The organism is Flavobacterium movens (genome assembly GCF_039581425.1).
Taxonomy (GTDB): domain Bacteria; phylum Bacteroidota; class Bacteroidia; order Flavobacteriales; family Flavobacteriaceae; genus Flavobacterium; species Flavobacterium luteolum.
The window spans coordinates 339,758-354,008 of the sequence record NZ_JBCPXY010000003.1 but is presented as its reverse complement, the minus strand read 5'-3'; the positions used below and the strand labels follow the sequence as shown (position 1 = coordinate 354,008).

The following is a 14,251-nucleotide window of genomic DNA, read 5'->3' as shown; positions in this document are numbered from 1 at the left end:
CTGTTTTTTGAATGTGATGCAAAGGTAAGGTTTACAATTTTAGATTTCTGATTTTTTCAAAGCTTGAAACAATCAGAAATCAAGCAATCTTCTATGGTAATTGATTTGCCCTAAATGATACGCTAAATGGGTTGAAAGATGAATTAAGAAAAAACCTGTTGTCATTTCTTTTTCGAAAACAATCTGCGGATAAATTTTTTCTAAATCTGTTTCTGTTAAGGAATCTAAACTGTTATTGATAACGTTAATTGTATTTTCGATTTTTGAAATCAATTCTGCTTTCGGAATATCTTTTAATGAAAATTCTAAAGGACGATTTCGGACATAATCGGTTTTGCCAATTTCAGCCCCGATGTAAGTATTGAGATTTCCAACTAAATGAAGACACAGATTTCCAGCCGAATTGGAGATGTTCTTGTCAATGGCCCAAATTGAATTTTCATTTTGATAAGATTCAATTTCGATTTTTAGTTTGTTTAAATCTCGATTGAAAAGTGTTTTTAGTGTTTCTATTGACATTTTTTTATTTAAATTAACGGTAAATGGAAAAAAGGCAAATCAATGTTAGTATTGTTCCTATTAGTGATGTTAGAAATACAAATGTATTATCTCGTGTTTGTTTGGTCATGAATTTAATAGTTCGATAGCAAATGAAATATACACTTATAATAGGATAATATATAAATTTTCCTAAAAGGTTAATAATCAAAATATAGAAAATTAAACTGATTATAATTCCTAATGTCATTCCGGCTAGACTTCCATAAATTGTTTTTTGATTAATTTCTCTATCTTTTAAAATTGCTTGATGTTCATTAAATTTAGAGTCGATTAAATTGTTTAATTCATTAGAATCTAATATGTCTGATTTTATAAATTGTTTTATGAAGTCCAAATCAGAATAATCATTACTCAAATCATACACTTCCTTCGTTATTCTTTGTATTTCTTTTTTATTAGTTTTATTGGATTCTAGAGTAGATAGAAAAACGTCAATTTCGCCTCTGTTATTTATCTCCAAAAGTATTTCCTTACTAGCTTTTCCAGAGTAATCAACCATAGTAATATAAGCTTCCTCAAGATCTTTGTCAGAGTAATTTTTATAATTCATTATAATGATAAATTCCGAATGATTAATTTCTGCTTTTTATAGGAATCCAGATTTCTTCTTCAGAATTAGGATCGTCTTTTTTATACTTTTCATTCATTACAGCAAAATGCGGTCTATTGTCTACCGTATATTCAGAATTTGGAAGCCATTCTGCAAAAATATAATGATAGGTTTGATGAGCTTCTGTCGCTGGCCCTAAATGAAGAAAAACAGCATATAAACCATCAGGAATAATTAAAGTTTGCATTCCTTCTGGAATAGTTGAATAATCTGAAACTTCTACGGCAGCCCATTTTTGAAAACTGTCGTTAGGGTCAAAATTATCAAAATGATTTTCTGCATAAACTTCTAAAGAATATAAATTGGCATTAATTGTATTTTTTATTTCTTTTCGATTTGGCATAAAACCATTCCATAATTGAAAAGTTTTATTCTCAATAAAAGACATTTCAATAAAATGTCCAAGGAGTTTTTTTTCGGTTAAGTTTCTAATGATAGGTTTCATAATTACTTAATTTTGTAATTTTCTGTACTGGTTTCACTTAGAGAGAAATAGCCTAACGGATAATTATCTTTATTGGTTACATTGATCATATTTCCTTTTACGGTTGCTGGAGGAGACTGAAATGGTCCTCCAACAGTGCTTCCTGCAATGCTGACCAAAATATTCATATAATTATAGTACTGTTTTGAAATCCCGTAATGTTTGATTTCAATTTCATTTCCAATTATTAAATCTTCATCGTCTGAAAGGCTAAAAAATTCATTGCCATTAAAAAATTTATCCTCGTCTACATAGAAAGTTGATTTAACTTTATTTGAGTATAAATATTTGTATAAATAAAAATTATCTGTATCGGCAGGATCAGTATAAAAAGCTTTTATTTCAATGTCTTTTCCAGTAAAACCGCCTTGATTATTTTGTTCGATGCGGGTAATGGGAGCTACTGATTTTAAAGTTTCTGTTCCGATATATCTACTTCCTCGGCTAATTACAGTTAACGTATATTGTTCATCGATAACGGGTGTAAAATTTATGCATGAATATTGGCCAGTCTTTTTAATTTCGATAAAATTAAATCTTTCCTTTTTACTATTTTCTATATAAATAATTGCTCCAGAAACGGTTGGAATTTTATTCTCAAAATAACCCGTTGTAGTTGTCAGCTTTATTGTCTGCTCATTTCCTGTTGTTCCTTTCTCCCAAGTAATAGCGGCTTCTATTACCAATTTTGGAGGAGCTGTATCTAAATCAACATCCACAACCTTTTCGCAGCTTGCGAAAAATAGAGATGTGAAAAGCACGATTAAAAAAACTAATTTTTTCATATGTATATTTTTAGTCTTTAAACTGGTTTTTAGAATTTGAAATTGTAACTAACAGCTGGAACAATTCCGAAAATTGATAGCTGAACAGCTTCATTCAAACCTGTGTCGGTATTTTGACGAAAATTGATTGAGGCTGCATTCATGCGATTGTAAAGGTTGTAAATACTGAATACCCATTCTCCTTTCCAATTTCTATCTTTATTTTTGCTTGGAGTTAAAGTTGCTGAAATATCCAAATGATGATAGGCAGGAAGTCTATTTTCATTTCGCAAACCGTAACTTGGCACAGTGATTCCTAAATATTCGTACTGGCCATTCGGATAAGTAACAGGCTGTCCTGACTGTAAAGCAAAGTTAGCACCAAATGACCATTTTTCGTTTAAATTATAAGCAGATGTAATGGCAAGATTATGAGTTTTATCATAAGCTGAAGCGTACCATTGACCATTGTTAATTCCGATTTCTTCAGGTGTTCTTCCAGGAGTCTGCTGTTCAGATTTTGATAATGTATACGAAATCCAACCATTAAATCGGCCTTTGTTTTTCTTTATCATAAGCTCTAAACCATACGAACGCATGTGACCGTTTAAAATAACTTGTTCAATGGCATTGTTGGCAATTAAATCGGCTCCATCTATATAGTCTAATCTATTTTGGATTTTCTTGTAATACGTTTCGATTTCTAAAGAATAGGCATCATTATAAATATTTCTAAAGTATCCTAACGCCACCTGATCTGCGAGTTGAGGTTTAATGTAATTATCACTCGGCATCCAGACATCCAGAGGAGTAGGAGATGAGGTGTTTGAAATTAACTGAAGATATTGCGCCATTCTGTTGTAACTCGCTTTTACAGATTGATCTTCATTTAATTGGTAAGAAAGAGAAAAACGAGGTTCAAAATTATCATAACTCTGAATGACTTTGTTTTGGCTGAAGTATTTTGTTGAAGTAGGCGTGCCTTTTTCGTAAATCTGCATATTATTATTGAAAACAACTGCTTGATTATTATCATAATAATTAATAGTAGAAGCACCTAATCTATAAAATAAGCTGTAGCGTATACCGTAAGCAATGGTGATTTTTTTAGAAAGCTGACTTTCTGCATCCAAATAAACAGAAGGTTCAAAAGCATATTTTTTGTCTAATTGATCAGGATTTATGCCCGAATCTTCAGAAGTTGGTTTTATGGTTCCAGGATTAAAATCGTAATAAATACCGTTTACGCCATAATTTAGTTTCAGTTTATCTGAAAGATAATGCTTGAAATCGTATTTGATATTGTAGTTTTTGATTCCAGAATCCCAATTGAATCCCACAAAATCAAGATCTAGTCCGTAATAATAGTCACTGTAAATTAAAGAGAGATTGGAGAATAGTTTATTAGAATACAAATGATTCCATCTTAGGTTTAAAGTTGAATTTCCGTACGTATTGGTAAAGCTTTTGTTTAAGCTGAAAACGTCACGTCCAAAATAGCCTGATAAATATAAACTGTTATTGTCGTTGAGCTTATAGCTTAGTTTGGTGTTTAAATCATAAAAATAGGCAGAGTTATTTTTGTTGTCTTCAGATAGTTTTAAAAAAAGATGGGCGTAAGAAGCTCGTCCGCCAATCAAAAAAGAACCTTTGTCTTTTACAATTGGGCCTTCAGCCAGTAAACGGCTTGAAATTAGTCCGATACCGCCATTCATATGGAAATCTTTACTGTTTCCGTCTTTTTGATAGATTTCTAAAACCGAAGAAGCTCTACCGCCATAACGCGCAGGAATTCCACCTTTATACAATTTTAAATCCTTAATAGCATCAGGATTAAAAACAGAAAAGAATCCGAAAACGTGAGAAGAATTAAAGATAGTTGCTTCGTCTAAAAGAATGAGATTTTGGTCTGCACCGCCTCCGCGGACATTAAATCCGGAAGCGCCTTCGCCTGCATTGGTTACACCAGGAAGTAGCAAAATAGATTTTATCACGTCAACTTCTCCTAAAACAACCGGCATTTTTTTTATGGTTGAAATGGAGAGTTTATTTACGCTCATTTCTGGCGATTTGACATTTATTTTGCCTTTATTTTCTGTAATAACAACTTCTTGCAGTTCTTCGCCACCTTCTTTAATTGAGAAATTGCTTTTTGTATCTTGATGTAAAGAAATATGTTTCTGAATGGTTTGATAGCCAACATAGCTGATTTCGATGTCGTATTCTCCTTTAGGAACAGAAAGGGAATAAAAACCATATTCGTTGGTTGTAGTTCCTATTTTTAGAGACGGAATAAAGATATTAACTCCAATTAAAGTTTCGTTGTTTTTGCTGTCACTGATGGTTCCGCTTAAAGTGAATTTTTCCTGCGCAAATGAGGTGAAAATCGTAAGAATAAAAAGAAAAAATGTGCAGGTCTTTTTTGTAATCATTATATTGATTTTGATTTACATAGTTAACAAATTCTTACTATATATTCTTACGGAATTTTTGTTAAACATAAGTTAAGAAAAAAAAGGACAACTTTGAGAGTTGTCCTTTTACTTATTTAGAAATACAAAATGTATTCTGAATTATTTGATTTTAGCAACAATAGCGTTGAAAGTTTCGCTTGGACGCATTGCTTTGCTTACCAATTCTGGTGTTGGTTGGTAGTAACCACCAATGTTTTGAGGTTTACCTTGAGCACCAATTAATTCGGCATCGATTTTAGCTTCGTTAGCTTCAAATTCAGCAGCAATTGGAGTAAAGATGGCTTTCAATTCTGCATCTTTAGTTTGAGCAGCCAAAGCTTGAGCCCAGTAGAATGCTAAATAGAAGTGAGAACCACGGTTATCAATCTGACCCACTTTACGAGCTGGAGATTTATCGTTTGCTAAGAATTTATCGTTTGCTTGGTCTAAAGTTTCAGATAAAACAATTGCTTTAGAATTATCTAAAGTTTGTCCTAAATGCTCTAAAGAAGCACCAAGAGCTAAAAATTCTCCTAATGAATCCCAACGTAAATATCCTTCCTCTGTAAATTGCTCAACGTGTTTAGGAGCAGAACCTCCAGCACCAGTTTCGAACAATCCACCACCATTCATTAATGGAACGATAGAAAGCATTTTAGCTGAAGTTCCTAATTCTAAAATTGGGAATAAATCTGTTAAGTAGTCACGTAAAACGTTTCCTGTTACAGAAATAGTGTCTAAACCTTTGATGATTCTGTCTAAAGTAAATTCAGTCGCAGCAATCGGGTTTAAAATACGGATATCTAAGTTTGTAGTATCGTAGTCTTTAAGGTATTTTTGAACTTTTACGATCAATTCTCTATCGTGTGCTCTGTTTTCGTCTAACCAGAAAACCGCAGGAGTGCTAGATAAACGAGCTCTATTTACAGCCAATTTAACCCAGTCTTGAATAGGAGCGTCTTTAGCCTGACACATTCTGAAAATGTCATTAGCTTCAACGTTTTGCTCCATTAAAACATTTCCGTTTGCATCAACAACACGTACAACTCCGTCAGCTTTCATTTGGAAAGTTTTGTCGTGAGATCCGTATTCTTCAGCTTTTTGAGCCATTAATCCAACGTTAGGAACACTTCCCATTGTTTTTGGATCAAAAGCACCGTGTTTTTTACAGAAATCGATAGTTGCAGTATAAACTCCAGCATAAGAACGATCTGGAATAACAGCAAATGTATCTTGTGCTTTTCCTTCTTTGTTCCACATTTGTCCAGAAGTACGAATCATTGCTGGCATAGAAGCATCAACAATTACATCAGATGGAACGTGTAAGTTTGTAATTCCTTTATCAGAATTAACCATTGCTAAAGCTGGTCCGTTTGCGATTGCTTGATCGATAGCAGCTTCAACTTCTGCTTGTTCAGGTCTTCCAGCGATTTTAGCGTAGATATCACCTAATCCGTTTCTTGTATCAACGTTTAATTCAGCAAATAAAGAAGCGTATTTTTTGAAAACATCTGCAAAATATACTTCAACGATAGCGCCAAAGATAATTGGATCAGAAACTTTCATCATTGTAGCTTTTAAGTGTACAGAAAGTAAAACTCCTGCAGCTTTAGCTTCTGCGATTACATCAGCAGCAAAAGCTTTTAATTTGCTTACACTTAAAACAGAGCTGTCGATAATTTCTCCAGCTTTTAATGGAGTACTTGCTTTAAGGACAGTTGTAGTTCCGTCTTTAGCAACAAATTCGATTTTTACATCATTAGCTTCATTTACAGTCAATGATTTTTCACTTCCGTAAAAATCACCGCCTGACATAGAAGCTACTTTAGTTTTTGAGTCAGCAGACCAAGCACCCATTGAGTGTGGATTTGCTTTTGCAAAGTTTTTAACTGCTCTTGGAGCTCTACGGTCAGAATTTCCTTCACGTAAAACTGGGTTTACAGCAGAACCTAAAACTTTAGCATATTTTGCTTTAATTTCCTTTTCAGCATCGTTTTGTGGATCTTCTGGGAAATTTGGTACGTTGTATCCGTGCGATTGTAATTCAGCAATTGCCGCTTTTAATTGCGGTACAGATGCTGAAATGTTTGGTAATTTAATAATGTTTGCTTCTGGCTGAGTTGCTAATTGACCTAATTCTGCCAAAGCATCTCCAGTTTTTTGAGCATCTGTCAAAGAATCCGGGAAGTTTGATAAAATTCTTCCTGCCAGCGAAATATCTCTGGTTTCGATTTCAATTCCAGCTGTTGCTGTAAAAGCTTGAACAATTGGTAACAAAGAGTACGTTGCCAATAAAGGCGCCTCATCAGTTAAGGTGTAAAAAATTTTTGATTTATTCATTTTCTTTTTTTTTTATAATCGTATCGTCAGGAGTTAACGATGTAAAAGATATATTCGGCTCAAAATGAGCGGAGCAAATATAATAAAATCACAACGAAAACGGTTGAGTTTTGATGAGAAAAGACGAAATTAACAGATTGTTATTTCGAGCTCGTTAAATTGCTAAATCGATGATTTTGGTATTAAAAAATTACAGTTTTGACAGCAGTAAAAATATAAGACAAAAAAAACTCGTTTCATGTAATCTGAAACGAGTTTTTTATAACATTTTGATAAATGATTATCTTCTTTTATCTTTAATCTTAGCTTTTTTACCAGTAAGTTGTCTGAAGTAGAAAATTCTAGCTCTACGTACAGCACCTTTCTTGTTCACTTCGATTTTTTGTAAAGCTGGTAAGTTTACTGGGAAGATACGCTCAACACCAACAGATCCAGACATTTTACGGATAGTAAAAGTTTCTGTAACTCCAGAACCTCTTCTTTGAATCACAACTCCTTTAAAGAACTGAGTTCTTGTTTTTTCACCCTCTTTAATTTCGTAGAAAACAGTGATTGTGTCTCCAGCTCCGAAATCTGGGAAATCTTTTTTAGCAACGAATTCGTCTTGAACGAATTTTAATAAATCTGCCATGATAATTTAAATTATGGTTTTTATATTAGAGCAACATTCACGGATCTCGCCAGAGGTTGGTCAAATTCGGGTGCAAATATAGTTTGAAAAAAATGAAATTCCAAGAAATAAAATTCTAAATTCTATTTTTTTAATTGACTGATTATTTGTGGGTTAGTATTTAGTCTCAATCACGGTTTGCGTTATTGAGACCGAGACTGTAAACTCACTTCGGCTGTTGCTGTGTAACACAATGAATCATTCCTCCGTTTGCATATAAATTGCGAACATCAATGCCAATTACTTTTCGAGTCGGATACAAACTTTGAATTAGCTGATTGGCAACTATATCGTTCGGGTCATTATAATTCGGAACCAGAACAACCGTGTTTCCAATATAAAAGTTTACATAAGAACCTTTATATCCTAAGTTTTTACCGTAAGTTGTCACAACATTATTTTTAGACAATGGCAATTTTAAGATAGCATAATTTTTACCGTTTTTATCTTTCGAATTGTATAAAGTGCTAATGTCATTTTGAGGAACTTCCCAATATTGCAAATCATTTTCATTCATGGTTACAATGGTATTTTTATTTCCAAAACGAGCAAATCCATCAATATGCATATCAGTAATTTCCCTGCCAGCTTTGCCGTCTAGCCAAATAAAATGTGTTACGCCAAGATATTTTTTAAAATTCGATTCGGCCTGTTGCTGCGTCATTGAAGGGTTCCGATTTGAATTTAGAATCGAACTTTTGGTAGCCATTAAAGTGCCATTTCCGTCTATTTCTACAGCTCCACCTTCATTGATCATTGTTTTGTTTAAATCTAAAACCGTGATTTTTTGTTCTGCACCGATTTCTGATGGAATTGTATTGCAATTTTGAAAAGCTGCTTTTTTGCCCCAACCATTAAATCCCCAATCTTGAATAACCAATTGATTGTTTTTGTCTTTTACATAAATTGGCCCATTATCTCTTACCCAAACATCATCGGTTTTATAAATTTTAAATTCTATGGAAGATAATGTAACTCCTGATTCTTGTAGTAAAGCTTCAATTCGGCTTTTTTCGACAATGTCGTAGGCAATAATAAAAACTTTTTCACTTGTTATTAATGATTTAGTCATGGCAATCCATGTAGCATCTAAATCATTTCTATAATCAATACCATATTGATGTTGATGCGGCCATTGAAGCCAAGTTCCTTTATGTGGAGCCGATTCTTCTGGCATTGTATACATAACTTCGGTATTTTCTATTTTATTTGTAATTGTATTCATTTCATCTCCTTGACAAGAAGAGATTAGAGGAATTAATAATAATGTAAAAAAAAGTTTTTCCATCTTAGTTGATTTAATTTTAAATGTTTAGCGCCTTTTTGTACCGATAACTTGACGGGACAAAAGTATTTCTAAATAGTAATTGCGAAGTTGTCCAAAATGGACAATTTAAATAAGAGGAATATAAATAGCTGTAAGATAATCAGCTGGCGTTTTGCAATTTGAATCGTTTTTGATGTACTGTTCAATAACTGGTAAATGAGATATTTCAAAATCATTACTAAGAAACCATCCGCCAAAAATTTGCTGATAAGTGTCTTCTAGGGTTTCATAAGATCCGTGATGAAGAAAACGCGCATATCTACCTCCAAAAAGTTTTTTTGTTGGAAGATTTTTGATAATGGTTTCAGTAACAATGCAAGCTTCATAAGTGCATTTCGATTTTTCGGTAATTAAAATATCGTCTGTAATAATACCGAAGAAATCGGAAATAGGCTCGGCTATTTCATTTTTTAATAAAATATCCCAAAGATTTTCTATTTCAGGATTAATGTATGAGGTTTTACAGCTGGAATAATAAGCTGTTATTTCGGAAACAAAAACAATTTCGGGTTCTAAAATACAAACAATATGTTCTTCGCTTTTGGGATAATCATTTAGCAGCAATTCTTTTTGATTTCGTGCCGCAGAAGGAGAAGATTTAAAATGTTTTTTAAAAGTTTTGGAAAAAGACTGTACATCAGCAAAACCAACCTCAAGAGCAATATCAGAGATTTGTTCATTAGAATATAAAAGCTTTTTATATCCGTTTTCTACTTTCAGCCGAGTCTGGTAAGTGCCAATGGTTTCTTGAAACAAAGAATAAAAAACGCGCTGTAAATTTCTGTAAGAGTAACTAGAAATATCTTCAAGAGCACTTATTGAGATAATTTGATTGTAATTTGTCTCAATATAATTGCGAGTATTATAAATGCGTTTTAGATTCATTTTTTTTCTAGTTTTCATTCTCACTTTTATCAGACTGAATATTGCGACTGAAAACTGAACACTTTTCTAATGACCTTCCAATAAATCTGGACGTCTATTTTTAGTATGTTCGTATGCCATATCTTCGCGCCACTTATCGATTTTAGCAGCATGACCGCTAGTTAAAACTTCTGGAACTTTCCATCCTTTATAGTCTGCAGGTCTTGTATATATTGGGCCTGAAAGCAAGTTGTCCTGAAAACTATCTGTTAATGCTGAGGTTTCATCACTTAAAACACCAGGAATTAATCGAATTAAGGCGTCTGATAAAACTATTGCGCCCAATTCTCCTCCAGATAAAACATAGTCGCCAATTGAGATTTCTTTTGTAATAAAATGATCTCTAACTCTTTGGTCAACTCCTTTGTAATGCCCGCATAAAATGATAATGTTTTCGTACATAGACATTTTATTTGCCATTTTCTGATTTAAAGTTTCGCCGTCAGGAGACATATAAATCACTTCGTCGTATTCGCGTTGGCTTTTCAAATGTGTAATGCAGTCATCGATAGGTTGAATTGTCATTACCATTCCCGCACCTCCACCAAAAGGATAATCGTCTACACTTTTCTGTCTGTTTGTGCTGTAGTCACGAAGATTATGAAAATGCACTTCGACCAAACCTTTGTCGATGGCACGTTTCATAATTGAGGCCTCAAACGGACTTCTTAATAATTCAGGTAAAAGAGTAATAATGTCAATTCGCATCTGTATTCGATAATTTTCTTGCGTGCAAAGATACAAATAGCCAATGAGTCTTTTGCTAATAATTATATAACATACCTATTAAAATATGTAAAATTTAATTTCGTAACTTTATTTATCATTACATACCTAATTTTTAATTTACACCAACCAAAAATCCAAACCTAAATTCAAATGTTTACTATGAAAAAAACAATAGTAATGACCGCATTGCTTGTACTTTTTATATCCTGTGCAAGTACCAATTCAACTACAGTAGCTGTGGGAGAAGCTAAGACTAAAGTGCTGAAAAAATTGGGAAATCCAATTAGAACTTTAGATAATAATCAAAATGGAGAAATTCTAGTGTATGCCGATCAGGTTTTTAACAATGAGAACTCCGATGGATCAAAAATTGCTGGACCAAATTATTGGCGCTACAATTATGTCTATATAAGTAAAGAAGGCAAAGTCACCTCGACACATCAGGAAAAACAAAATTATCCGCCACAAGCAATTGATTCTCGTAAAATGCAGGGAATGAATTTGTTAACTTCAAAATAATTTTTTCTAGAAATATCTTTAAGGAATTCGTATTTTTATAGTTAATTATAAAAATACGAATTGCTTATTTAATGGCTTCAACAAAAATAAAAATATTTGCCATATCGGGCAGTACCAGAAATAATTCCAGTAACTTCAAAATTTTGAAATACATTTCAAATTACTTAAAACCTGAATTTGAAGTAGATTTTTTTGAAGATTTAGAGCGTCTTCCACATTTTAATCCAGATTTGGATACTGATAATCCTCCGCAAGAAATCGCAACATTTAGAAATAAAATTATAAATGCTGATGGAATTATCATTTGCACGCCCGAATATGTGTTCAGTCTTCCTGGAAGTTTAAAAAATGCTTTAGAATGGTGTGTATCGACGACTATTTTTTCAAACAAAAAAACGGGTCTTATTACAGCTTCAGCCTCTGGCGAAATGGGGCACGAACAGTTGCTATTGGTAATGAAAACGCTTGAAGCAAAATTTGACGATGCAACACAGCTTTTAATTCAGGGAGTTCGTGGAAAAGTTAACGCTGAAGGCGAAATCACGTCAGAACAAACCGCAGAAGCCCTTCAAAATTTTGCAAAAAACTTTAAGAATCAATTTTTATAATATATTTACTTTCTGAAATTTAAATCATTAACATGATTAGCAGAAGAAACTTTATCGTAACCACAGGTCTTGCTGCAACAGCAGTTTTAGCTTCACCATCATTTGCACTTTCTATGAATAAAAAAGAAATAGGTTTACAGCTGTATACGCTTCGTGATGAACTTCCTAAAGATGTAAAAGGAACTTTAGAAAAAGTTGCAAAAGCGGGATATACGACCGTTGAAACATACGGTTTTTCTATAAAAGATCAGTTTTGGGGATTAACGCCAAAGGAACTTAAAAAGATCTTAGATGATAATGGATTGAAAGCAGTTAGTGGCCATTATAATTTAGGAAGCTTTTTGTATGATGGAAATACGGAGGAATTAATTGCCTCAATTGAAGCAGCAAAGATTCTGAAAAGTGAATTTTTGACTATTCCGTGGGTCGATGAACCTTTTAGGAGAAATATAGAAGATTATAAAAAGATTGCAGCTCGTGTAAATGAAGCTGCAAAAATGTGCAAAAAAGCAGGCTTAAAACTGGCTTATCATAATCATGATTTTGAGTTTCAAAAACATGATGGAGTAACAGGTTATGAAATTTTATTAAACGAAACCGACAAAGATCTTGTTTATTTTGAATTAGATTTATACTGGGTAGTCCATTCTGGAAATGATCCTATAAAATTATTCAAAGAAAATTCTGGGCGTTTTAAAATGTGGCACGTAAAAGATAAGGATAAAAAGAACAACGATTTGAATACGGAAATTGGTTCTGGAACAATCGATTTTAAACCTATTTTTAAAGAAGCCAAACAATCTGGAATGATTCATTTTTTTGTAGAACAGGAAAATAATTTTGCTTCTGATTCTTTTGATTCGATTAAAAAGAGCTGTGATTTTATTTCAAAGAATTTAGTCTAATTCATACTTTATGAAGAAACTTCTTTTGCTGGTATTTGTGATTTTTATGTCTTGCAACTCTAAGAAAAGCGATTATTTTGAGGCTATTGCGGAAAACGATATAAAACTTTTTCCTCCAAAACCAGGTGATTGGTTGTATTCCTATAAAGAAAAGGGGCAGAGTTTTGAACAGTTTCTTACTTCAAAACATATAATTCCAACAACAGAAAATAATATTATTTATCTTCAGCCGATAGGAAAATTTGACGCGTTACAAGACCAACAAATAAAATTAGTTGAAGAATATTTGAAAATATTTTTTCAGTTGAAGATCAAAACACTTGATAATGTCTCAAGTGATGTTATTCCGAAACAAGCTAGAAGAATCGGTCCAGATCAAAACGAACAATTTCTTGCGGGATTTATTTTGGATAGTGTTTTGAAGAAAGAAAAGCCTCAAAATGGAATTGGATTAATGGCTTTGACAGAAGTAGATTTGTATCCAAAACCAGAATGGAGTTTTGTTTTTGGCTTGGCATCATACAGAGACAGAATTGCAGTAAGTTCAATTTACAGGTTATATGACAAAAGATTAGAGAATAAAGATTTTAATTTATGTTTAGAAAGATTGTTGAAAATTTGTTCTCATGAAATTGGACATATGTTTGGCTTGCATCATTGCATTGATGCTAATTGTGTTATGAATGGAACAAATAGTTTATCAGAAACAGATGAGCATACATTGAGACTGTGCTCTAATTGCCAGAGGAAATTAAATTCGAGTATAAAATACGATAATAAGAAAAGATTAATAGAGTTGGAAAAGTATTTTAAGAGAAATAAATTGGCTACGGGAGCTGAATTGATGGGAAAAGATTTTAAAAGTATTGAATAAAAAGAAATAATAATGAGTTTAGGAACTAGCAAAGAATTTATAAAAGGAGACGAAATCGAGTGGGAAGTAGTCGGTGAAGGAATCAAGCGCAAGATTTTGGCTTTTGATGAAAGAGTGATGCTTGTAAATGTATATTTTGAGAAAGGCGGAATTGGTACTTTACACGATCATTATCATTCGCAAGTTACTTATATCGCAAGCGGAAAGTTTGATGTAACCATCAGTGGTGTAACGCAGACTTTAAAAGAAGGAGATAGTTTTTATATTCCGCCACACGCGGTGCATGGTGTTGTCTGTTTGGAGGAAGGAATGCTTACAGATGTCTTTAGCCCTGCAAGAGAAGATTTTTTAAACTATTAAAAGCTTAATAAAAAATAACTATATAAGTGATTTAAGAAAATTTAAGTTTGGCTGTAAGTTTCAACAAGATATTTTTGAATGAACTTATATCACTTATATGGTTTAAAAAAACTTAAAAATTAT

General features: G+C 32.8%; 15 protein-coding genes. 5 read left to right on the top strand and 10 right to left on the bottom strand.

What is annotated here, in order from left to right; all coding sequences use genetic code 11:
• Window positions 1-72: 72 nt before the first annotated feature.
• From AAYQ05_RS07905 to trmD, 10 genes are all read right to left on the bottom strand, one after another.
• Entirely contained in the window at window positions 73-519 is a 447-nt protein-coding gene (locus AAYQ05_RS07905) for a DinB family protein (RefSeq protein WP_343542439.1), read from the bottom strand.
• A 13-nt stretch (window positions 520-532) separates the two neighbouring features.
• Complete coding sequence (locus AAYQ05_RS07900) at window positions 533-1,111, bottom strand: hypothetical protein (protein WP_343542437.1); 579 nt, start codon at window positions 1,109-1,111, stop codon at window positions 533-535.
• A 22-nt stretch (window positions 1,112-1,133) separates the two neighbouring features.
• Window positions 1,134-1,616, bottom strand: coding sequence for a GyrI-like domain-containing protein (locus AAYQ05_RS07895; RefSeq protein WP_177210470.1), 483 nt, complete (start codon window positions 1,614-1,616; stop codon window positions 1,134-1,136).
• A 2-nt stretch (window positions 1,617-1,618) separates the two neighbouring features.
• Window positions 1,619-2,440: a DUF4249 domain-containing protein gene (locus AAYQ05_RS07890; RefSeq protein ID WP_281631736.1), complete on the bottom strand. Its 822-nt coding sequence runs from the start codon at window positions 2,438-2,440 to the stop codon at window positions 1,619-1,621.
• A gap of 29 nt (window positions 2,441-2,469) precedes the next feature.
• Window positions 2,470-4,851, bottom strand: coding sequence for a TonB-dependent receptor (locus AAYQ05_RS07885; RefSeq protein WP_343542431.1), 2,382 nt, complete (start codon window positions 4,849-4,851; stop codon window positions 2,470-2,472).
• A gap of 141 nt (window positions 4,852-4,992) precedes the next feature.
• Window positions 4,993-7,212 carry an NADP-dependent isocitrate dehydrogenase gene (locus AAYQ05_RS07880; RefSeq protein WP_343542429.1) on the bottom strand — a complete coding sequence of 740 codons (2,220 nt, stop codon included), beginning with the start codon at window positions 7,210-7,212 and terminating at the stop codon, window positions 4,993-4,995.
• Between the two features lie 280 nt (window positions 7,213-7,492).
• The gene (gene rplS, locus AAYQ05_RS07875; RefSeq protein ID WP_008462155.1) at window positions 7,493-7,843 is read right to left on the bottom strand and encodes a 50S ribosomal protein L19; all 351 of its coding nucleotides are present in this window, start codon (window positions 7,841-7,843) and stop codon (window positions 7,493-7,495) included.
• A gap of 205 nt (window positions 7,844-8,048) precedes the next feature.
• The gene (locus AAYQ05_RS07870; RefSeq protein WP_343542427.1) at window positions 8,049-9,170 is read right to left on the bottom strand and encodes an agmatine deiminase family protein; all 1,122 of its coding nucleotides are present in this window, start codon (window positions 9,168-9,170) and stop codon (window positions 8,049-8,051) included.
• A 105-nt stretch (window positions 9,171-9,275) separates the two neighbouring features.
• Window positions 9,276-10,112: an AraC family transcriptional regulator gene (locus tag AAYQ05_RS07865; RefSeq protein WP_343542425.1), complete on the bottom strand. Its 837-nt coding sequence runs from the start codon at window positions 10,110-10,112 to the stop codon at window positions 9,276-9,278.
• A 48-nt stretch (window positions 10,113-10,160) separates the two neighbouring features.
• Window positions 10,161-10,841, bottom strand: a complete 681-nt coding sequence (trmD, locus tag AAYQ05_RS07860; protein WP_111365359.1) for a tRNA (guanosine(37)-N1)-methyltransferase TrmD — start codon at window positions 10,839-10,841, stop codon at window positions 10,161-10,163.
• A gap of 180 nt (window positions 10,842-11,021) precedes the next feature.
• Between trmD and AAYQ05_RS07855 the strand changes: the two genes are divergently transcribed.
• From AAYQ05_RS07855 to AAYQ05_RS07835, 5 genes are all read left to right on the top strand, one after another.
• A complete protein-coding gene (locus AAYQ05_RS07855; RefSeq protein WP_343542421.1) occupies window positions 11,022-11,381 on the top strand; it encodes a hypothetical protein in 360 nt (119 codons plus the stop codon).
• Window positions 11,382-11,452: 71 nt separating this feature from the next.
• Window positions 11,453-11,989, top strand: a complete 537-nt coding sequence (locus AAYQ05_RS07850) for an NADPH-dependent FMN reductase (protein WP_343542420.1) — start codon at window positions 11,453-11,455, stop codon at window positions 11,987-11,989.
• 32 nt (window positions 11,990-12,021) lie between these two features.
• A complete protein-coding gene (locus AAYQ05_RS07845) occupies window positions 12,022-12,894 on the top strand; it encodes a sugar phosphate isomerase/epimerase family protein (protein ID WP_343542418.1) in 873 nt (290 codons plus the stop codon).
• Between the two features lie 10 nt (window positions 12,895-12,904).
• A complete protein-coding gene (locus tag AAYQ05_RS07840) occupies window positions 12,905-13,768 on the top strand; it encodes an archaemetzincin (protein WP_343542416.1) in 864 nt (287 codons plus the stop codon).
• Between the two features lie 9 nt (window positions 13,769-13,777).
• Window positions 13,778-14,128: a cupin domain-containing protein gene (locus AAYQ05_RS07835; protein ID WP_281634770.1), complete on the top strand. Its 351-nt coding sequence runs from the start codon at window positions 13,778-13,780 to the stop codon at window positions 14,126-14,128.
• Window positions 14,129-14,251 lie beyond the last annotated feature (123 nt).